General features: G+C 59.2%; 18 protein-coding genes. 10 read left to right on the top strand and 8 right to left on the bottom strand.

The window, feature by feature from the left end:
* Positions 1-52: 52 nt before the first annotated feature.
* On the bottom strand, positions 53-1,243 hold the full coding sequence (metK, locus tag WLY71_RS00425) for a methionine adenosyltransferase (protein WP_033060397.1): 1,191 nt from the start codon (positions 1,241-1,243) through the stop codon (positions 53-55).
* A gap of 18 nt (positions 1,244-1,261) precedes the next feature.
* Positions 1,262-2,257 carry an ArsR/SmtB family transcription factor gene (locus WLY71_RS00420; protein WP_347802066.1) on the bottom strand — a complete coding sequence of 332 codons (996 nt, stop codon included), beginning with the start codon at positions 2,255-2,257 and terminating at the stop codon, positions 1,262-1,264.
* A 273-nt stretch (positions 2,258-2,530) separates the two neighbouring features.
* Here WLY71_RS00420 and tkt point away from each other — a divergent pair, with 273 nt between their 5' ends.
* The 6 genes from tkt to fba all read left to right on the top strand — a co-directional run bounded on the left by tkt (position 2,531) and on the right by fba (position 8,874).
* Complete coding sequence (gene tkt, locus WLY71_RS00415) at positions 2,531-4,528, top strand: transketolase (protein ID WP_347802065.1); 1,998 nt, start codon at positions 2,531-2,533, stop codon at positions 4,526-4,528.
* 150 nt (positions 4,529-4,678) lie between these two features.
* Complete coding sequence (gene epd / locus WLY71_RS00410) at positions 4,679-5,746, top strand: erythrose-4-phosphate dehydrogenase (RefSeq protein ID WP_347802064.1); 1,068 nt, start codon at positions 4,679-4,681, stop codon at positions 5,744-5,746.
* Between the two features lie 12 nt (positions 5,747-5,758).
* A complete protein-coding gene (locus tag WLY71_RS00405) occupies positions 5,759-6,922 on the top strand; it encodes a phosphoglycerate kinase (protein WP_347802063.1) in 1,164 nt (387 codons plus the stop codon).
* Between the two features lie 34 nt (positions 6,923-6,956).
* Positions 6,957-7,178: a hypothetical protein gene (locus tag WLY71_RS00400; RefSeq protein ID WP_046045274.1), complete on the top strand. Its 222-nt coding sequence runs from the start codon at positions 6,957-6,959 to the stop codon at positions 7,176-7,178.
* Between the two features lie 56 nt (positions 7,179-7,234).
* Positions 7,235-7,567: an MliC family protein gene (locus WLY71_RS00395; RefSeq protein WP_347802062.1), complete on the top strand. Its 333-nt coding sequence runs from the start codon at positions 7,235-7,237 to the stop codon at positions 7,565-7,567.
* A 242-nt stretch (positions 7,568-7,809) separates the two neighbouring features.
* On the top strand, positions 7,810-8,874 hold the full coding sequence (gene fba / locus WLY71_RS00390) for a class II fructose-bisphosphate aldolase (RefSeq protein ID WP_046045276.1): 1,065 nt from the start codon (positions 7,810-7,812) through the stop codon (positions 8,872-8,874).
* 68 nt (positions 8,875-8,942) lie between these two features.
* On the opposite strand, the gene WLY71_RS00385 is transcribed toward fba, so the two are convergent.
* Both WLY71_RS00385 and WLY71_RS00380 read right to left on the bottom strand, forming a co-directional pair.
* On the bottom strand, positions 8,943-9,167 hold the full coding sequence (locus WLY71_RS00385; protein ID WP_347802061.1) for a fructose-bisphosphate aldolase: 225 nt from the start codon (positions 9,165-9,167) through the stop codon (positions 8,943-8,945).
* 590 nt (positions 9,168-9,757) lie between these two features.
* Positions 9,758-10,426, bottom strand: a complete 669-nt coding sequence (locus tag WLY71_RS00380) for a polysaccharide lyase family 7 protein (protein ID WP_347802060.1) — start codon at positions 10,424-10,426, stop codon at positions 9,758-9,760.
* A 323-nt stretch (positions 10,427-10,749) separates the two neighbouring features.
* On the opposite strand from WLY71_RS00380, the gene WLY71_RS00375 reads away from it, so the two are divergent.
* The 3 genes from WLY71_RS00375 (at position 10,750) to WLY71_RS00365 (ending at position 13,815) form a co-directional block, all read left to right on the top strand.
* Positions 10,750-12,873 carry a putative bifunctional diguanylate cyclase/phosphodiesterase gene (locus tag WLY71_RS00375; RefSeq protein WP_347802059.1) on the top strand — a complete coding sequence of 708 codons (2,124 nt, stop codon included), beginning with the start codon at positions 10,750-10,752 and terminating at the stop codon, positions 12,871-12,873.
* 45 nt (positions 12,874-12,918) lie between these two features.
* Positions 12,919-13,410: a M48 metallopeptidase family protein gene (locus tag WLY71_RS00370; protein WP_347802120.1), complete on the top strand. Its 492-nt coding sequence runs from the start codon at positions 12,919-12,921 to the stop codon at positions 13,408-13,410.
* 114 nt (positions 13,411-13,524) lie between these two features.
* The gene (locus WLY71_RS00365; RefSeq protein WP_218440357.1) at positions 13,525-13,815 is read left to right on the top strand and encodes a winged helix-turn-helix domain-containing protein; all 291 of its coding nucleotides are present in this window, start codon (positions 13,525-13,527) and stop codon (positions 13,813-13,815) included.
* 96 nt (positions 13,816-13,911) lie between these two features.
* On the opposite strand, the gene WLY71_RS00360 is transcribed toward WLY71_RS00365, so the two are convergent.
* Positions 13,912-14,364, bottom strand: coding sequence for a GNAT family N-acetyltransferase (locus WLY71_RS00360; protein WP_347802058.1), 453 nt, complete (start codon positions 14,362-14,364; stop codon positions 13,912-13,914).
* A gap of 257 nt (positions 14,365-14,621) precedes the next feature.
* On the opposite strand from WLY71_RS00360, the gene WLY71_RS00355 reads away from it, so the two are divergent.
* Positions 14,622-15,359: a substrate-binding periplasmic protein gene (locus tag WLY71_RS00355; protein ID WP_347802057.1), complete on the top strand. Its 738-nt coding sequence runs from the start codon at positions 14,622-14,624 to the stop codon at positions 15,357-15,359.
* Between the two features lie 118 nt (positions 15,360-15,477).
* Here the strand turns inward: WLY71_RS00355 and yccS are convergent, their stop codons facing one another.
* The 3 genes from yccS to dbpA form a co-directional block, all read right to left on the bottom strand.
* On the bottom strand, positions 15,478-17,661 hold the full coding sequence (yccS, locus tag WLY71_RS00350; protein WP_347802056.1) for a YccS family putative transporter: 2,184 nt from the start codon (positions 17,659-17,661) through the stop codon (positions 15,478-15,480).
* A gap of 185 nt (positions 17,662-17,846) precedes the next feature.
* Positions 17,847-19,025 carry a BaiN/RdsA family NAD(P)/FAD-dependent oxidoreductase gene (locus tag WLY71_RS00345; RefSeq protein WP_347802055.1) on the bottom strand — a complete coding sequence of 393 codons (1,179 nt, stop codon included), beginning with the start codon at positions 19,023-19,025 and terminating at the stop codon, positions 17,847-17,849.
* 152 nt (positions 19,026-19,177) lie between these two features.
* A complete protein-coding gene (gene dbpA / locus WLY71_RS00340) occupies positions 19,178-20,563 on the bottom strand; it encodes an ATP-dependent RNA helicase DbpA (protein WP_129440455.1) in 1,386 nt (461 codons plus the stop codon).
* Positions 20,564-20,617 lie beyond the last annotated feature (54 nt).

Genomic DNA, 20,617 nt, shown 5'->3' with positions numbered 1-20,617 from the left:
AAAAGCCCCGCACGGCGAACCGTGCAGGGCTTTTGGTACCGCCGGGAAAGTCTTACAGGCCGGCAGCAGCGCGCAAGGAATCGGCGCGGTCGGTCTTTTCCCAGGTGAAGGTGGTGAAAGTGTCATCGCCCACAGTCTTGGTTGCCGGGGTGCGACCGAAGTGGCCGTACGCGGCGGTTTCCTGGTACATCGGGTGCAGCAGGTCGAGCATGGTGGTGATTGCGTATGGACGCAGGTCGAACACTTCGCGAACCAGTTTGACGATTTTGTCGTCGCTGATTTTGCCGGTGCCGAAGGTGTTCAACGAGATCGACGTCGGCTGAGCAACACCGATGGCGTAGGAAACCTGAATCTCGCAACGCTCAGCCAGGCCGGCCGCCACGATGTTTTTAGCCACGTAACGACCTGCGTAGGCGGCCGAACGGTCAACCTTCGATGGATCTTTACCGGAGAACGCGCCGCCGCCGTGACGGGCCATGCCGCCGTAGCTGTCAACGATGATCTTGCGACCGGTCAGGCCGCAGTCGCCTACCGGCCCACCGATGATGAACTGGCCAGTCGGGTTGATGTGGAACTGGGTGTCTTTGGACAGCAGCTCGGCAGGCAGTACATGCTTGACGATCAGCTCCATCACGCCTTCGCGCAGGTCTTTGTAGGACACGTCAGGGTTGTGCTGGGTCGACAGTACAACAGCGTCGATACCGACAACCTTGCCGCCTTCGTAACGGCAAGTCACTTGCGACTTGGCATCCGGGCGCAGCCAAGGCAGCAGGCCGGATTTACGGGCTTCGGCCTGACGCTGAACCAGCTGGTGCGAGAAGGTGATCGGTGCTGGCATCAGCACGTCGGTTTCGTTGCTGGCGTAGCCGAACATCAGGCCCTGGTCGCCGGCGCCCTGATCTTCAGGCTTGGCACGGTCGACACCCTGGTTGATGTCAGGGGACTGCTTGCCAATGATGTTCATCACGCCGCAAGTGGCGCCGTCGAAGCCGACATCGGAGCTGTTGTAGCCGATGTCCAGAATCACGTTACGCACGATCTCTTCCAGGTCGACCCAGGCCGACGTGGTGACTTCACCTGCGATGATTGCAACGCCGGTTTTTACCAGGGTCTCGACCGCTACACGGGCGAACTTGTCTTCAGCAATGATGGCGTCCAGCACAGCATCGGAAATCTGGTCGGCGATTTTGTCCGGATGCCCTTCGGACACGGACTCGGAGGTGAAGAGGGAGTATTCGCTCATCTCGATTTTTTCCTGAATTTACCGATGGTGAGTGTCGCCAGCCGGTCGCTGAAAATGGCGGACCTGGATCTGGAAACCATTACGTAAGCCTACATAGAGGCTTTCCCCGGGAGCGAGTCCCGCAGCGGTGGCCCAACGGGCCAAATCGTCCTGTTCAAACCCCAACCATAGATCACCGCAGGCCTCCCTGGCCCAACTCTGGTTGTGGCTACATAACTCTGTCACGAGCAGGCTACCGCCCGGTTGCAGCAAGTTGGCCATGTGCTTGAGTGCTTCGGCCGGCGCGGCGAAATGGTGCAACACCATGTTCAGTACAACGCAGTCAGCCTTGAGGCGGACACCGTTCAATGCATCGGCCAATTGAAGGCTGACGTTAGCCAGTGTTTCACGTTCGCAAACCTGGCGCGCCAGTTCGAGCATCGCCGGGCTGTTGTCCAGCGCCGTGACCTGTGTGAAGCGGCGCGCCAGTTCCGGCAGAAATGCGCCATCTCCGGGGCCGACTTCGATGGCCGTGGCGCCTTCGCTGAAACTTAGTTTGTCGAGCAATGCCACCACGCTTTCGCGGTATTGCGGCAGACCGGCGATCAAGTCTTGCTGGGCGCGAAACTTCTCCGCGACCCGTGAGAAAAAGTCCTGGCTGGCCGCCGCTCGTTGCCCATGGACCTGACCGATCCGCGACTGCACATCGGCAGGCAGGGTCAGGTTGTCCACTTCTTCCAGTAGCGCGGCATGCAGCTTGCCACCCAACAGGTCGGTGTGAGGCAGGGCGCGACGGTAGAAAATCGCGTTGCCTTCACGGCGCGTCGCCACCAAACCTGCCTGGGCCAATACCTTGAGGTGATGACTCATGCCGGACTGGCCGATGCCAAAGATCTGCGCCAGCTCCAGTACGCCAAACGAATCGTTGGCCAGCGCGCGCAATACATTCAGCCGCAGAGGATCGCCGCCGGCCTTGCACAGGGCCGCCAGCTCATCGCAATCGTCATGTCGAATGGAAGGCACACGTAAATTCATAAGGCCAGCAGTCTAGTGACGGTCAGAAAACACCGCAAGAGCAATATCAAAAAGTTTTGATATTGCTCGATAGATGGCACTTCTCGGGGAAAGGGTCACTCTACAAATCGTCAGCGGAAAGGTTTCATCAGGCAAATGCGACTTTATCCACCGGAAAAACGCCTTCAGATGACTATCTGTCATTGCCCCGAGGCGGGTGGGTGAGGGAAAATGCTCGCCTTTTTTCCGTTTCGTTTTATTCACTCTCGATTCAATATCCGCAGGAGAACAGCGATGCCCAGCCGTCGTGAGCGTGCCAACGCCATTCGTGCCCTCAGCATGGATGCCGTGCAAAAAGCCAACAGCGGCCATCCCGGTGCCCCTATGGGTATGGCGGATATCGCCGAAGTACTTTGGCGTGACTACCTGAAGCACAACCCGAGCAATCCATCGTTCGCCGACCGTGACCGCTTCGTGCTGTCCAACGGTCACGGCTCGATGTTGATCTACTCGCTGCTGCACCTGACCGGCTACGATCTGTCGATCGAAGACCTGAAGAACTTCCGCCAACTGCACAGCCGCACCCCGGGTCACCCGGAATTGGGCTACACCCCAGGCGTTGAAACCACCACCGGTCCACTGGGCCAGGGCCTGGCCAACGCGGTGGGTTTTGCCCTGGCAGAGAAAGTCCTGGCGGCGCAGTTCAACCGTCCGGGCCACAACGTTGTCGATCACCACACCTACGTGTTCCTGGGTGATGGCTGCATGATGGAAGGCATTTCCCACGAAGTCGGCTCCCTGGCCGGTACGTTGGGCCTGGGTAAACTGATCGCCTTCTACGATGACAACGGCATCTCCATCGACGGCGAAGTCGAAGGCTGGTTCACCGACGACACGCCGAAGCGTTTCGAAGCCTACAACTGGCAGGTGATCCGCAACGTCGACGGTCACGATCCTGAAGAGATCAAGATCGCGATCGAAACTGCGCGTAAAAGCGATCAGCCAACCCTGATCTGCTGCAAGACCACCATCGGTTTCGGTTCACCGAACAAGCAAGGCAAGGAAGACTGCCACGGCGCCCCATTGGGTGACGCGGAAATCGCTCTGACCCGTGCTGCGCTGAAATGGAATCACGGTCCGTTCGAAATCCCGGCCGACATCTACGCCGAGTGGGACGCCAAGGAAACCGGTCGCGCGGCCGAAGCTGAATGGGATCAGCGTTTCGCTGCCTATTCTGCTGCTTTCCCTGAGTTGGCCAACGAGCTGATTCGTCGTCTGAGCGGCGAACTGCCGGAAGACTTCGCTGAAAAAGCCTCTGCTTATATTGCTGAAGTCGCTGCCAAAGGCGAAACCATCGCCAGCCGTAAAGCCAGCCAGAATGCCCTGAATGCCTACGGCCCGCTGTTGCCTGAACTGCTGGGCGGCTCCGCTGACCTGGCCGGTTCCAACCTGACCCTGTGGAAAGGTTGCAAAGGTGTTTCGGCTGAAGACGCCAGCGGCAACTACATGTACTACGGCGTTCGCGAGTTCGGCATGAGCGCGATCATGAACGGCGTGGCCTTGCATGGCGGTCTGGTGCCTTACGGTGCGACCTTCCTGATGTTCATGGAATATGCCCGCAACGCCGTGCGCATGGCCTCGCTGATGAAGCAGCGTGTCGTGTTCGTCTACACCCACGACTCCATCGGTCTGGGCGAAGACGGTCCGACTCACCAGCCGATCGAGCAACTGACCAGCTTGCGCAGCACGCCGAACCTCGACACCTGGCGCCCAGCCGATGCCGTTGAATCGGCGGTGTGCTGGAAACTGGCTCTGGAACGCAAGGACGGCCCTTCGGCGCTGATTTTCTCGCGTCAGAACCTGCAGCACCAAACCCGTAATGCGTTCCAGATCGCCGACATCGCCCGTGGCGGTTACGTGTTGAAGGACTGCGACGGCGAGCCTGAGTTGATCCTGATCTCCACCGGTTCCGAAGTCGGCCTGGCGGTTCAGGCCTACGACAAGCTGACCGAACAGGGTCGTAAAGTGCGTGTTGTTTCGATGCCTTGCACCAGCGTGTTCGATGCTCAGGACGCCGGTTACAAGCAAGCCGTTCTGCCGTTGCAGGTCAGCGCCCGTATCGCCATCGAAGCCGCTCACGCGGACTGCTGGTACAAGTACGTGGGCCTGGAAGGCCGCGTGATTGGCATGACCACCTACGGCGAGTCGGCGCCTGCGCCTGCCTTGTTCGAAGAGTTCGGCTTCACCCTGGAAAACATCCTGGGTCAGGCTGAAGAGCTGCTGGAAGACTGATCCAGAAGATGCGGCGTCTGAGCTGACGCCATCGCGAGCAAGCTCGCTCCCACATTGGAATGCGTTCTCCTGTGGGAGCGAGCTTGCTCGCGATAGCGTTGGTCCAGGCAACGCAACACTGACGGATTCACCACGGTAATCGAGAACCCCATGCCTCAACCGCGTCCTTACAAAGTTGCACTCAACGGCTACGGCCGGATTGGTCGTTGCGTCTTGCGTGCGTTGTTTGAGCGAGGCGATAAGACCGGGTTTGAAATTGTTGCGATCAACGATCTGGCGGACATGGCCAGCATCGAATACCTGACACGCTTCGACTCCACTCACGGGCGCTTTCCCGGTGAAGTGAAGGTCGACGGCGATTGTCTGCATATTAATGGCGACTGCGTGAAGGTCCTGCGTAGTGCCACCCCCGAAGGCATCGATTGGGCGTCGTTGGGCGTCGATCTGGTGCTGGAGTGCTCCGGCGCGTACCACACTCGGGTCGACGGCCAACGCTTTTTGGACGCCGGCGCACCACGCGTGCTGTTTTCCCAGCCGATGGCCAGCGAGGCGGATGTCGACGCCACCATCGTCTACGGCGTGAACCAGGATTGCCTGACCGGCGACGAGCTGCTGGTGTCCAACGCGTCCTGCACCACCAACTGCGGCGTGCCGCTGTTGCGCCTGCTGGATCAGGCCATTGGTCTGGAGTACGTGTCGATCACCACCATTCACTCGGCGATGAACGATCAGCCGGTGATCGACGCGTATCATCACGAAGACTTGCGCCGCACCCGTTCGGCGTTTCAGTCGGTGATTCCGGTGTCCACTGGTCTGGCGCGTGGCATCGAACGCCTGTTACCGGAACTTGCCGGGAGAATTCAGGCCAAAGCCGTGCGGGTGCCGACGGTTAACGTGTCTTGCCTCGACATTACGATGCAGACCGTGAGCGACACCGACGCCACCGAGGTCAACCGGATTTTGCGCGAGGCCGCCACCAGCGGCCCGCTCAAAGGCCTTCTGGCCTACACCGAGTTGCCTCACGCCAGTTGTGATTTTAATCATGACCCACATTCGGCCATCGTCGATGCCAGTCAGACCCGAGTTTCCGGCCCACGGCTGGTGAACATCCTGGCCTGGTTCGACAACGAATGGGGTTTTGCCAACCGAATGCTGGATGTTGCGGAACACTATCTGCAATCAGCTGGCTCTCCAAAACACTGCTCTCCAAAACAGTAGGAAATGCGACCCATGACCGTGTTGAAGATGACCGACCTCGATCTGCAAGGTAAGCGCGTACTGATCCGCGAAGACCTCAACGTCCCAGTCAAGGACGGTGTTGTCACCAGCGATGCGCGAATCCTGGCCTCGCTGCCGACCATCAAGCTGGCCCTGGAAAAAGGCGCGGCCGTGATGGTCTGTTCGCACCTTGGCCGTCCGACCGAAGGCGAGTTCTCGGCCGAGAACAGCCTCAAGCCAGTCGCTGACTACCTGAGCAAGGCTCTGGGGCGCGAAGTGCCGCTGGTGGCTGATTACCTGGCCGGCGTTGACGTGAAGGCCGGCGACATCGTGCTGTTCGAAAACGTGCGCTTCAACAAAGGCGAGAAAAAGAACGCTGACGAACTGGCCCAGCAATACGCCGCACTGTGCGACGTGTTCGTGATGGACGCCTTCGGCACCGCTCACCGCGCCGAGGGTTCGACCCATGGCGTGGCCAAGTTCGCCAAAGTCGCGGCCGCTGGCCCATTGCTGGCCGCCGAACTGGACGCACTGGGCAAAGCCCTCGGCGCCCCGGCTCAGCCAATGGCTGCCATCGTTGCCGGCTCCAAGGTCTCGACCAAACTCGACGTACTCAACAGCCTGAGCCGAATCTGCAACCAGCTGATCGTCGGCGGTGGCATTGCCAACACCTTCCTGGCCGCTGCCGGTCACCCGGTCGGCAAGTCCCTGTACGAGCCGGATTTGCTGGACACCGCTCGCGCCATCGCCGCCAAGGTCAGCGTACCGCTGCCGGTCGACGTCGTGGTTGCCAAGGAATTCGCTGAAAGCGCGACCGCTACCGTCAAGCTGATCGCTGATGTGGCTGCGGACGACATGATTCTGGATATCGGCCCACAGACCGCGGCGAATTTCGCCGAGCTGCTGAAGTCGTCCAATACCATCCTGTGGAACGGCCCGGTGGGCGTGTTCGAATTCGACCAGTTCGGTAACGGCACCAAAGTCCTGGCCCAGGCCATCGCAGACAGCTCGGCATTCTCCATCGCTGGCGGCGGTGACACCCTGGCCGCCATCGATAAATATGGCGTTGCCGATCAGATCTCCTACATTTCTACCGGTGGCGGCGCGTTCCTCGAGTTCGTCGAAGGCAAGGTGCTGCCGGCCGTTGAAGTCCTGGAAAGCCGGGCCAAGGCCTGAGGCCGCCCATTTGACCAGGCAAAGGAGTGTTCAGATGGTCAAAACGTTAGCGCTGTTGATTATCGCGGGGTCGTTGGCAGCATGCGGGAGTAACCCGAAAGCTCCGAAGGTACCCGAGACGCCTGAACAGGACAAAGGCTGCTACCAGGCCGACTGGCAGGCCGAAACCAACCCGGTGATCAACAAGCGTTCCGGGCCTGATGGCCTGGACAAATATGAGACACAGACCCCGGCCAAGGAACATGGTTGCCCTTGACGGGTCTGACACTTTACTCAGGGCTGGCGGCGTGCGTCGTCAGTCGAGGAACATGGATGAAAGGTTTTATCGCCGTTGCGGCGCTGGCTCTACTGGCAGGTTGCGCTAATTTGAACCTGTTCAAGCCTGCCGAATCGACGGATAGCTGGATCACCTGGACCTGCGACAGTCAGGCCAAAGTGCTCTGGCGCTACACCGACGAAAGCCGCAAGGAAGTCGACGTTCGCCTGGGCGGTGCCGATCAGGTCTACCGCTTGAAACATGAGCCGGGCGCCGAAGGTTCGCTGTACAGCAATGACATGCTGGCGTTTCACATAAAAGGTGAGGAAGGCCTGGTGTACTGGGTCGCCACCAATGATTTGATCGGCCGCGGCTGTAAAACTCAGTAAGACGATTGATTTGATTCACAGAGATCCAATGTGGGAGCGAGCTTGCTCGCGATGAGGTCATCACATCCAACAATGATGTGGCTGTTGCACCGCTATCGCGAGCAAGCTCGCTCCCACAGGGTTTCTGCGTACTACCGAATGAGCGGGCCGGGGCAACCCCCGATCTGCAATAACTTGAATAGCCGCCGCCGCTACGGCAGGCTGGCACGATTAACGACCCTCAACCGGGAGAGACACACACAATGGCACTTATCAGCATGCGCCAGATGCTGGACCACGCAGCCGAGTTCGGCTACGGCGTTCCAGCCTTCAACGTCAACAACCTTGAGCAGATGCGCGCCATCATGGAAGCCGCTGACAAGACTGACTCCCCGGTGATCGTCCAGGCTTCGGCCGGTGCTCGCAAATACGCCGGCGCACCGTTCCTGCGTCACCTGATCCTGGCGGCAATCGAAGAATTCCCGCACATCCCGGTGTGCATGCACCAGGACCACGGCACCAGCCCTGACGTCTGCCAGCGCTCCATCCAACTGGGCTTCAGCTCGGTGATGATGGACGGTTCCCTGGGCGAAGACGGCAAGACCCCGACCGACTACGACTACAACATCCGCGTCACCCAGCAAACTGTAGCCCTGGCTCACGCCTGCGGCGTATCGGTAGAAGGCGAGCTGGGCTGCCTGGGTTCGCTGGAAACCGGCATGGCCGGTGAAGAAGACGGCATCGGCGCCGAAGGCGTTCTGGATCACAGCCAAATGCTGACCGACCCGGAAGAAGCCGCTGACTTCGTCAAACGCACCCAGGTCGACGCCCTGGCCATCGCCATCGGCACCAGCCACGGCGCGTACAAGTTCACCAAGCCGCCTACCGGCGACGTGCTGGCCATCGACCGCATCAAAGAGATCCACAAACGCATCCCGAACACCCACCTGGTGATGCACGGCTCGTCTTCGGTTCCGCAAGACTGGCTGGCGATCATCAACCAGTACGGCGGCGACATCAAAGAAACCTACGGCGTACCGGTTGAAGAAATCGTCGAAGGCATCAAGCACGGCGTGCGTAAGGTCAACATTGATACCGACCTGCGCCTGGCGTCCACCGGTGCGATGCGTCGCCTGATGGCTACCAACCCGAGTGAATTCGATCCACGTAAGTTCTTCGGCGCGACCGTGACGGCGATGCGTGATGTGTGTATCGCGCGTTATGAAGCGTTCGGCACTGCCGGTAATGCTTCGAAGATCAAGCCGATCTCGTTGGAAGCGATGTATCAGCGTTACCTGAAAGGTGAGTTGAACGCCAAGGTTAACTAAGCCTTCAGCGTTCTTACCGATATTAAAAAACCCGCAGCGATGCGGGTTTTTTATTGCCTGAAAATTGACTACTGACTCTTGGGCGTTTCAAACCCACGCTGCTCAATCACCCGAAACACATCGCTCACATCCTGGACCATGATCCGGGCGATGTTGGTGACGGCGTTGAGGCGTTCGCTGACGCAGTTGTGGAGTTCGCGCAGCGGGGCGTCGCTGTCGATGAGCAGGACGGGGTAGTCGGTGGCGAATTGGGACATGGGGGTGAAGCGGCGAGGCGGTTGTTGATTGTTCATGGAAAATCCTTAACTCAAGAAAAGAATTTGCCACCGTTTGCTGCGAAACAAATTGGGTGGCAGCTGTGCGCGGGTTCGCAGACCGAGGAGTTAAGACCCGGCAGACCCGAGGGTCTCCCACGCACAGCCGCCATAAAAAACGAGTACGGGCAAACGCTGCCCGTGTCGTATTTTGACGGTTGTGGTTCTAACTCGGTAGGGCTGCGAAACCCTATCGCCGACTGCTGTCAGCGACGGGGCGAACTATAAGCGGCGACTTTGGCGGCTGCAACCGGGGTGTAGGACCGCCCACGGGCATTGTAGCGAGGGAGTCCCACGAGTTTTGCGGATGCCAGGATTTTGTAGCAGCTGTCGAGCCTGCGAGGCTGCGTTCGGCTCGGGCCGCGTTCGGACGCAGCAGTCGTAAATCAGGCAGCGCATTTATTCAGGTAGACCGGGTTCCTCGGGCTTGCGAGGACTTCGTCCTCGGACGCAGCCTCGCAGGCTCGGCAGCTGCTACAGAGATCGAGTTGTTCTTGGGAGGGTTGGGACGCGGAGCGTCCCGGGCTGCATTCCCACGCGGGAGCGAGGGAACGATCAGCGTGAGAAGGTTACTTATCGTGATCAATATCCAACTTGCTGAACGTCACTTTCCCGCCTTCGCTGGTGTACCCGGTGTTGTCCTGCACATACGCCCCGGCCTTGAAGTACAGCGGCTTGACGCTCCAGGTCTTGCTGATTTCGGTGTCCCACTGGTAGCCCGCCGCACTGATGCCCAGCGCGCCGCCTGGGCTCAAGTGGATGAGGTAGTTGAACTCCCGATCCAGTTTCACCCCGGTAGCAAGGGTGATTATCCGTGCGTCATCGTCATCCGGGCGCATGCGCACCTTGGCGACGATGTTGCCTGACCGTGTGTTGGTCGAGTACTGATACTCCAGCTTCACCAGGGGTTTCTGGCTTTCATAGGCGTGGATCTGTCCGATGACGATCTTGCCCGTGCTCGGCACCTGGTTCACCGCCAGGGTGGCACGCAGGGAGTTGTCGGCGTCCGGGTAGAGCCAGTTTTTCAGGGTGCCATTGCTGTAGGTTTCGCGAAGTTCGGTGCGAGGATACTTTGCGTTTTCAGTTTTGGAACCGGTGACCGGGGCCCAGAAAAACAAGGTGCCGGTGTCGGAGTGGAAGTATTGATCCTTGAAGCCATCCACCAGTTTTGACGTTTCAACGGTGTACGGCGGATTGCCGACGGGAACGCTGAGGTTCCAGGTTGCGAGATCAATCATAGACAAAAGCTTCCACGGATTTTTTACTGCACGCACGTGCCAGAAGCTCTGGCACGCGCCTTGGGGGCAATCCTTATAATCGCAGGAGTTCAATTTGTTAATGCGTAAATGACAAACGGGTGACGTCAAAATCCTGTTAAAAGGCCATCTTTCCCGGTTTCAGGGGCCTGTGGCGGCGACCGTTAGTCGGCAAATGGACGCTTTGGTTAAATGATGGCGTACTGATAGCTTCTGCTTTTGCGGAACCCGGTCTAGAGTGAAGGCTTAGTATTTGTCCGGTTTTCACGAGAAACCGGCCTGACGTCCCGCATAAGAGAAGCAGCATGGAATGCGCGCAACCCACGCCAGCTGAAGGCAACTCAATTCTTTTAATCGTTGATGATTACCCTGAAAACCTGATCAGCATGCGCGCGTTGTTGCAGCGCCAGGACTGGCAGGTCATGACCGCCGCCTCGGGCTTCGAGGCGCTCAGTCTGTTACTCGAACACGATGTCGACCTGGTGCTGCTGGATGTGCAGATGCCGGGCATGGATGGTTTTGAAGTGGCACGCCTGATGCGCGGCAGCCAACGAACCCGCCTCACGCCAATCATTTTCCTCACTGCCAACGAACAGTCCCAGGACGCCGTGCTCAAGGGCTATGCCAGTGGTGCGGTGGATTACCTGTTCAAACCGTTCGACCCGCAAATTCTCAAGCCCAAAGTCCAGGCGCTGCTCGAGCATCAGCGCAATCGCCGCGCGTTGCAGCGCCTGAGTCACGATCTGGAGGTCGCACGCGCGTTTAATGCCTCGGTGCTCGACAACGCCGCCGAAGGCATCCTGGTGGTCGGTGAGGACGGTCTGATCCGCTTTGCCAATCCGGCGATGTCGCGGCTGCTCAATGCCACGGTGCAAGACCTGCAAGGCAAAGAGTTCCTGGATTTCCTGCAAAATCCGCACATCCCGATCTGGGCCGACTCCGAGCTGTTCGCCGGTTACAAACGCGGCGAAACCCTACGCCTGCATGATGCATTGCTGCGTACGGCGCCCGGCCAGCAGGTGCCCGTGGCGCTGTCCTGCGCACCATTGCCCAGCGAACAACAGGCGATGGTGGTGACGGTGCTGGACATGTCGGTGGTGCGCCATCTGCATCAGCAACTGGAGTTCCAGGCGGTCACTGACCCATTGACCGGGCTGCTCAATCGTCGCGGCTTTTATCAAACGGCGGAAAACCTGCTGCTGCGTGGCGATCGTTCCGACAGCGCCTGGGTGCTGCTGTATCTGGACCTCGACGGTTTCAAGCGGGTCAACGATTCCCTCGGTCACGATGCCGGCGACCGGGTGCTGCGTTGGGTGTCCGAGCAGTTGAAGGCCTGTTTGCGGCCATTCGACATTCTGGCGCGCATGGGCGGTGATGAGTTCACCGCATTGCTGGATCTGGAATTCCCCGAGCAAGCGGCAAAGATTGCCGAGAAGCTGATTGAGCGGGTGTCGATCTGTCAGCAGATCGATGGTCTGGATATCGCGTTGGGCGCCAGCATCGGCATTGCGACGTACCCGGATTGCGGTGCCAATCTCGACGGCTTGTTACGTGCGTCAGACATCGCCATGTACGAAGCCAAGCGCGCCGGCCGTCAGCAATATCGTTTCTACGATCACGAAATGAACGGCCGGGCGCGCTCGCGACTGATGCTCGAAGAAAGTGTGCGCGCGGCCATCGAGAACCGTGATTTCAATTTGGTATATCAACCTCAGGTGGCCATTGCCAGCGGGCAGATTCGCGGGTTCGAAGCGCTGATCCGCTGGCAGCACCCGAGCGTCGGCGATGTTCCGCCGGGACTGTTTTTGCCATTGCTGGAAGAGGCGCGGTTGATCAGTCGCCTGGGCAGCTGGATCTATCGACAAGGGGCGAGCCAGCGAAAAGCCTGGGAAACCTTGTTTGCCGACGACCTGGTGCTGGGCGTCAGTTTGAGCAGTACGCAGTTCGGCATGCCCAATCTGGTCACTGAGTTGCGTCAGGTGCTGGAACGCCATGGTTTGCAGGCGCGCCATCTGGAAATCGAGGTCACTGAAGAGGCCTTGATGCAAAACCCCGAGGAAACCCGCAAACAGCTGCGCCTGCTGCGTAACCTGGGTGTGCGGGTGGCCCTGGATGACTTTGGTTCCGGGCCGTGTTCGCTGTCTCATCTGCGGGATCTGGAGTTGGACACGCTCAAGTTCGACCGGCATTTGATTGCCCGGCTACTGGAGTCCTCACGCGATGCGGCGCTGGTGCGCAATGTGATCGAACTGTGCAAGGAGTACGGGATGCTGGTGATTGCCGAGGGGGTGGAAACCGTTGCGCAATATCGGTGGCTGCAAGCCAATGGTTGCGAGTACGTGCAAGGGTTTCTGGTCGCACGGCCGATGATGGCCGAGGACGTCGGCGACTTTGTGCGGCCGTTCGACTGGAACACGCTGACCGGCTGAATTCGCTACACTGGCGACCTTTTCGTGAATCGTGTTGCCGCCCCAATGACCGCGTTGAAATACCTCCAGGCCTATCCCGCCGCGCTGCAGGACCAAGTGCGCCAGCTGATCGCCGACGGTCGGCTGGGCGAGTACCTGAGCCAGCGTTACCCGGAAAAACACCGGGTACAGAGCGACAAGGCGTTGTACACCTATACGCTGGACCTCAAGCAGGAATACCTGCGTAACGCCCCGGCCATCGATAAGGTGTTGTTCGACAACCGCCTGGACCTGACCCACCGCGCCCTCGGATTGCACACCGCGATATCCCGGGTGCAGGGCGGCAAGCTCAAGGCCAAGAAAGAAATTCGTGTTGCTTCATTGTTCAAGGATGCACCTGCCGAGTTTCTGAAAATGATCGTGGTGCATGAACTGGCGCACTTCAAAGAGTCGGATCACAACAAGGCGTTCTACAAGCTTTGCGAACACATGTTGCCGGGGTATCACCAGGTGGAGTTCGATGTGCGGGTGTACCTGACGTGGCGGGATATGCAATAGAAGATCAAGATCAAACGATCGCAGTCTTCGGCAGCTCCTACATTGGAAGGCGTACACCCTGTAGGAGCTGCCGAAGGCTGCGATCTTTTGATCTTCTAATAACAAGGAGGGGACGTGAGCAAGACCAAGAGCAGCTTCTATCGTCGGTTGTACGTGGCGTACCTGATTGATAGCGGGTTGGCCAGTAGCGTCCCGGCGCTGACCGAAGTGACCGGCATGCCCCGGCGCACGGCTCAGGACACCATCGCGGCATTGGCGGATCTGGACATTGTTTGCGAGTTCGAGCAGGAAGACGGGGCGCGCAATCATGCCGGGCGTTATCGGATTCGCGAGTGGGGGGCGATAGACCGGGGGTGGATCGAACGCAATCTTCGGCAGATCAAAGCGGTGCTCGAATATCCCTGAGTTCTGCGGTGATATCGCTGACGCCTTCGCGAGCAGGCTCGCTCCCACAAGTACGATGAAATACCTGTGGGAGCGAGCCTGCTCGCGAAGAGGCCTTTAAGAGCGACGCATCCCGATATGCGGAATGTCATCCTCGAGAAATTCCTCGCCCGCCACCACAAACCCGTATCGCCCGTAATACCCTTGTAAATGCGCTTGGGCCGAGAGATAGATCGGTACTTCAGGCCAGCGCTTTTCAGCCTGTTTCAGCGCCTGTGCCATCAACTCATGCCCAAGCCCTGTACCGCGCGCTTGAGGGGCAATGATCACTCGCCCGATGACCACGTCGCCCCCCTGTAACTCCGGGTCGAGCAACCGTAGGTACGCCACCAGCCGATCCCCGTCCCAAGCCATTAAATGGCAGGTGTCACCTTCCAGATCCTGGCCATCGACGTCCTGATAGACGCATTTCTGCTCAACGACAAACACCTCTGCACGTAGCTGCAGAATGGCGTACAACTGCTCTTTGCCCAGATCGCTGTGGTGTTTGCAGACCCAATCGATTGTCATCTTCACACTCCTTGAACATCGTCACTCCGATACTAAGCGCCCAGGCGAAAGATGTCTTTATGGCAGAGAAATCTGTGACAAAGGCCAAAATGCCATCATTCATTTCGCGCGGCCTTGTCTTGTTTGTGTAATCTGAGATGAAGCGCTGTGCAGTGGCTTCGATGAGCTAATGTTAGTACCTGGGTTTGGCAGTACGGGGGCCTTGGAGTTTTGGCTGAAAACACGTCGGGCGTCCCGCCCGCTAAGGATTTTCTAGCATGCCGCGATTGCATCGAGCCTTTGCTTTGATTGGATTGCTGTTGCTGACTCAAAGCGTGGCAGCGGAAAAGCTGCGATTGGTAGCCGATGCCTGGCCACCCTTTACCGACGCCACGCTGGTCAACGGTGGGTTGGCCACGGACATCGTCAGCACAGCGCTGGCCCGGGCCGGTTATGCCAGTGAATTTGAACAAGTGCCTTGGGCACGGGCCTTGCTGGGGGTTGGCGAGGGTCGATACGACGTGTTGGTCAACGCCTGGTACACCGACGATCGCACGAAGCTTGGCCAGTTTTCCGGCGAATACCTGCTCAACCGGGTGCGCTTTCTCAAGCGCAAAGACACGCCGATCGAATACAACAACCTGCAACAACTGCACACCTACCCGATAGCGGTGGTGCGCGGTTACGCCTATTCGCCAGAGTTCGATGACGACGTATCGCTGCAGAAAGTCCCGGTGCACAGCTTTTCCATGGCTGTGCGTATGGTCGCCGCCAACCGGGTCAAATTGACGCTGGAAGACGAATACGTCGCGCGTTACTACCTGGCCCGGGAATCAACCAAGGTGCGCAATGCCGTGGAGTTTTTGCCCAAGCCATTGAGCGAGAACAGCCTGCACATCCTGGTCAGCCTGAAGAACCCCAGGCATGAACAGATCGTCGCCGGTTTCGACCGCGAGATCGCGGCGATGAAAGTGGATGGCAGTTATCAGCGATTGATGAAGCTACATGGGATGTAAGGTGTGGCTGATGGCCCCTTCGCGAGCAAGCTCGCTCCCACAGTGGATCTTCATCGCGCCACAAATCAGTGTGGGAGCGGGCTTGCTCGCGAAGAGGCCCGCCCAGTTACCGCAGATCTCAATCCTCACTCGTTTCCTTGATGAGGTGCGCTGCCAACGTCCGCAATGGCCCAAGCTGACGGCAGATCAACGCCAACTGCGTCTGCACCAACCGTTGGCCTTCATCAATTTCGTCCGGCATCTGTTCAAGCGTATTGGCCAGAGCCTCTTCCTCATCGCTTTGAATCGCAATCGGCAGTTTGCTCGCCAACCCTTGGGCAATTTCATCGATGCTGGCGGCCAGTCTCACGCCGGCACCGTCGATCAAATGCTCGCGCACGTCGGACGGTAGCTGGGCTTCCCGGTGTGCGCCCAGTCCAGACAAATAACTGAGCAAGGTGTGCGACAGCACCAGAAAGCGGAAACCGACGTCCGCCTCCTTACGGAAATGCCCCGGTTCCATCAGCATGTTGGCGAGCGTCGTCGACAATGCTGCGTCAGCGTTGTGGGCGTTGCGCCGGGCCAGGCGATACGCCAGGTCGTCGCTTTTGCCGGCGGCGTATTGCTGCATGATCTGGCGCAGGTAAATGCTGTTGCACGTCAGGGTGTTGGCCAGCACTTTATTCAGGCGTCGGCCCTGCCAGTCTGGCAGGAACAGGAACACCGCCAGCCCGGCGATCAGGCTGCCGAGCAAGGTATCGAACAACCGCGGCAGGAACAGCCCGTAACCATCCCCGACCTGGTTGAAGCAGAAGAGCACCATCAAAGTGATCGCGGCCGTCGCCAAGGTGTAGCGGGTGGTGCGGTTGATAAAGAACACCACCCCGGCGGCGATTGCGAAGCACGATTGGACCAAGGGATTCGGAAACAGATCGAAAAGCGCCCAGGCCACGGTCAGGCCGATGGCGGTGCCGATGATCCGCTGGCCGAGTTTGCGGCGGGTGGCGCCGTAGTTCGGTTGGCAGACAAACAGCGTGGTGAGGATGATCCAGTAACCCTGAGACGGGTGGATCAAATGCACCATCCCGTAGCCGATACTCAAGGCCAAGGGCAAACGCAGTGCGTGACGGAACAGCAATGACGTCGGCGTCAGCTGGGTGCGTAACCGAATCCACACATCTTTGAGGCTGCGGGGCGAACGGTCGAGCAGGCTGCTGTCGGTGGCGTCCGCCAGGGCATCGGGGTTGCTGGCGTCGCTGAGCAAACGATCGAGCGTGCCGAGGTTGGCCGCCAGTGCCCGCAACGACCGCAGCAATCCGCGCCACGCCGGGTTGCTCTGAATGCGCAGGTGTTCGAGGGAGGCGTGCAGGTCGCTCAGGGCTTCGGCGAAGCTGGCGTCATAGATGAACGGCTGGCGCATCTGGATCGACTCGGCCAGCGCTCGGCAGGCCTTGCCTTGCTGGCGCAGCAAGCGCTGGCAGCGGAACATCACGTCGCTGTGAAAGAAGGCATCGGCCAGGGCGTTGTAAGGGTAGTGCGAGGAACTGGCGCGCTCGTGGATGTCCTGGGCGAGGAAGTACAGCTTCAGGTAACGGCTGACTTTCGAGCCCGGCCGACCGTTGCCAACCCGGTGCAGGATGATTTCCTTGGCGGCGTTCAGTGCTGCCACGACACGACCGTTTTGCTGCGCCAGTTCCAGTCGACGCGCTTCCACGTCCATCTGCCGGATCGGCTCGAACAACGACGATTTCAGCTTCAGGTAAAAACCCAGTTCACGGAACAATCGCGCCAGGCTTTGCTGCACCGGCTGATTGGAAAACATCGCCTGCCACAGTACCGAAAGCAAACCGTACCACGCTGCACCGGCCACCAGCAGCACCGGCTCGTGCCAGAAATCGGTGACTGCACCGCCGCGCTGGTCCACGCCGATCATGGTGTAGACCGACAGAATCAACGTCGCGGAGGCAATCGCGCCATAGCGTTCACCCAAGGCGCCGAGCATGGTCAGGCCGAAACTGGCCAGGGCCAGGGCGATGACAAAAACGACGGGGTAGGGGAAGAGCAGTTCGACGGAGAGGGCGGCGACGCTGAAGCACACCAGCGTCACGGCCAGTGCGTTAAGGCGGCCCTGCCAACTGTCGTCGGTCTCGGCCAGGGCGCTGGCGATGATTCCGAGGAACAGCGGGATCAGCAGCCCCATTTCATCCTTGTACCAACACAGCGCCATGCTGCCGGTCAGGGCGATGAATACCCGCACGCTGTAGCTGAATTTATCCAGCGCCCAGAGGCGCCGCAGAGACTGACTTAAGGGGGTCGATGACATGAAGTGCGAAGGCCTTCCGAGGCAATGACGCTAAATTGAGCCAGTAATGACGCCGACGCAATGGCGCCGATCACATCTGACAGCAAAATCTGTTCCTTCCTTGGCGAACATCACCTTGAAATGAAATCCCCTGTAGGAGCTGCCTCGTTTCACTCGACAGCTCCTACAGGCGGGGGCGGTGCGGGTCAGACGTATTGCGCGGCGGCGTAACCCGAGGCCCAGGCCCACTGGAAATTGAATCCGCCCAGATGCCCGGTGACGTCGAGCACTTCGCCGATGAAATACAGGCCGGGGCTTTTCAGCGATTCCATGGTCTTGGACGACACCTCGTTGGTATCGACGCCGCCCAATGTCACTTCAGCGGTGCGATAACCTTCAGTGCCGGCCGGAACCACTTTCCAGCTCGCCAGTTTTTCGGCGATGTCGGCAATTTCCGCGTGGGTGTACTGCTTCATCGGTTTGGAGACGAACCAGTTATCCGCCAGCAGGTTGGCCATCTTCTTGGTGAAGATTTCCCCCAGCAGGGTTTTCAGCTCGCTGTTCGGACGTTCGACTTGCTGTTGTTGCAGCCAGCTCGGCACGTCATGGTCCGGCATCAGATTGATCTCAACCGTGTCGCCGGATTCCCAGAACGATGAAATCTGCAAAATCGCCGGACCACTGAGGCCGCGGTGAGTGAACAGGATGTTCTCGCGGAAACTCTGGTCGTTGCAGCTCACCAGGCAATCCACCGACGTACCGGACAGCTCGGTGCAAAGCTCTTTGAGCTGATCGGTGATGGTGAACGGCACCAGCCCGGCGCGGGTCGGCAGCAAGTCGTGGCCGAACTGTTTGGCCACCTGATAGCCGAAACCGGTCGCACCCAGGGTTGGAATCGACAGACCACCAGTGGCGATCACCAGCGATTCGCAGGTTAACTGACCGAGTGTGGTATCCAGCAGGTAACCGCTTTCGAGTTTCTCGATGGTCTGGATTGAGGTGTCCAGGTGCAGGCTGACGCCAACCTGATCGCACTCGTTGAGCAGCATGTCGAGGATGTCGCTGGATTTGTTATCGCAGAACAGCTGGCCGAGTTTCTTCTCGTGGTACGGCACGCCGTGTTTGGCGACCATGCCGATGAAATCCCACTGGGTGTAGCGCGCCAGGGCGGATTTGCAGAAGTGTTCGTTTTGCGAGAGGAAATTGCCAGGTTCGGTGTACATGTTGGTGAAATTACAGCGGCCACCGCCCGACATCAGGATTTTCTTGCCGGCCTTGTTCGCATGGTCGAGCAGCATCACCTTGCGCCCGCGCCCGGCGGCAGTCAGCGCACACATCAAACCTGCGGCGCCAGCGCCAATGATCACGACTTCGGTAGAGCGCAAAACGGTGTCCTCTTAATGTGTCACCACAAAACAAACTGTGGGAGCGAGCTTGCTCGCGATGAGGCCTGCACATTCAACATAGATGTTGTTTGACAGTCCGCCACGCGAGCAAGCTCGCTCCCACAGGGGATCTTCGTTGGGCAGACGATCTCTTACAGGATACGAACGCGCAGCGAACGGCCTTTGATCTTGCCGTCATTCAGGCGCTGCAACGCTTGCTTGGCGATTCCGCGCTCCACAGCCACATAGGCCTGGAAGTCGAAAATCGCGATCTTGCCAACCTGAGCGCCCGGAATACCCGCATCGCCAGTCAATGCGCCAAGAATGTCGCCCGGACGAACCTTGTCTTTACGGCCAGCGCCGATGACCAGCGTACTCATCACCGGCAGCAGCGGAGCGCCGCCCTGGGATTTGAGGTTGTCCAGCTGATCCCAGCTCAACGGCGAGTTCTGCAGTTGCTCGATGGCTTGGGCGCGGTGGGCTTCGGACGGTGCGACCAGGCTGATCGCAATCCCTTTCTCACCAGCACGACCGGTACGGCCAACACGGTGGATGTGGATTTCCGAATCCCGGGCCAGTTCGACGTTGATCACCATGTCCAGCGCATCGATGTCCAGACCGCGAGCGGCGACGTCAGTGGCGACCAGCACCGAGGTGCTGCGGTTGGCGAACATGGCCAGTACCTGGTCGCGGTCACGCTGTTCCAGATCGCCATGCAGGCCGACGGCGGAGATGCCTTTGGAGGTCAGGTGATCGACGGTTTCCTGAACCTGCTGCTTGGTGAAGCAGAAGGCGACACAGGATGCCGGACGATGATGCGCGAGGACTTTGACCACGGCGTCCATGCGCTCTTCCGGGGAAATCTCGTAGAAACGCTGCTCGATCTGCGTGTCGTCGTGGAACGCCTCGGCCTTCACGATCTGAGGGTTGCGCATGAACTTCGCGGCCAACTGCTTGATGCCCGTCGGGTACGTGGCGGAGAACAGCAGGGTCTGGCGACGCTCCGGGCACTGGGCGATGATTTCTTCGATGGAGTCGTAGAAACCCATGTCGAGCATGCGGTCGGCTTCGTCGAGGATCAGCGTGTTCAGGCCATGGAGCACCAGCGAACCTTTGCGCAAATGCTGCTGAAGGCGGCCCGGGGTGCCGACGATGATGTGCGCGCCGTGCTCCAGAGAGCCGATCTGTGGGCCGAAGGACACGCCGCCGCACAGGGTCAGGATCTTGATGTTGTCTTCGGCGCGGGCCAGACGACGGAGTTCCTTGGCAACCTGATCCGCCAGCTCGCGAGTCGGGCAAATGACCAGCGCCTGGCAACCGAAGAAGCGCGGATTGATCGGGTTCAGCAGGCCGATACCGAAGGCGGCAGTCTTGCCGCTGCCGGTCTTGGCCTGGGCGATCAGGTCCATCCCCTTGAGGATCACCGGCAAGCTTTGCGCCTGGATCGGCGTCATCTGGGCATAACCGAGGGAGTCGAGGTTAGCCAGCATGGCGGCGGACAGCGGCAAAGTATTAAAAGCGGTGGCGATGGTGGTCACGGGACTGGCCTGCAAAACAAAATGTCGCGCAGTGTACCAGTCTCGCTCTCTTCA

This window comes from Pseudomonas rossensis (genome assembly GCF_039888995.1).
GTDB lineage: Bacteria > Pseudomonadota > Gammaproteobacteria > Pseudomonadales > Pseudomonadaceae > Aquipseudomonas > Aquipseudomonas rossensis.
This window is presented reverse-complemented; position numbering and strand designations above follow the sequence as displayed.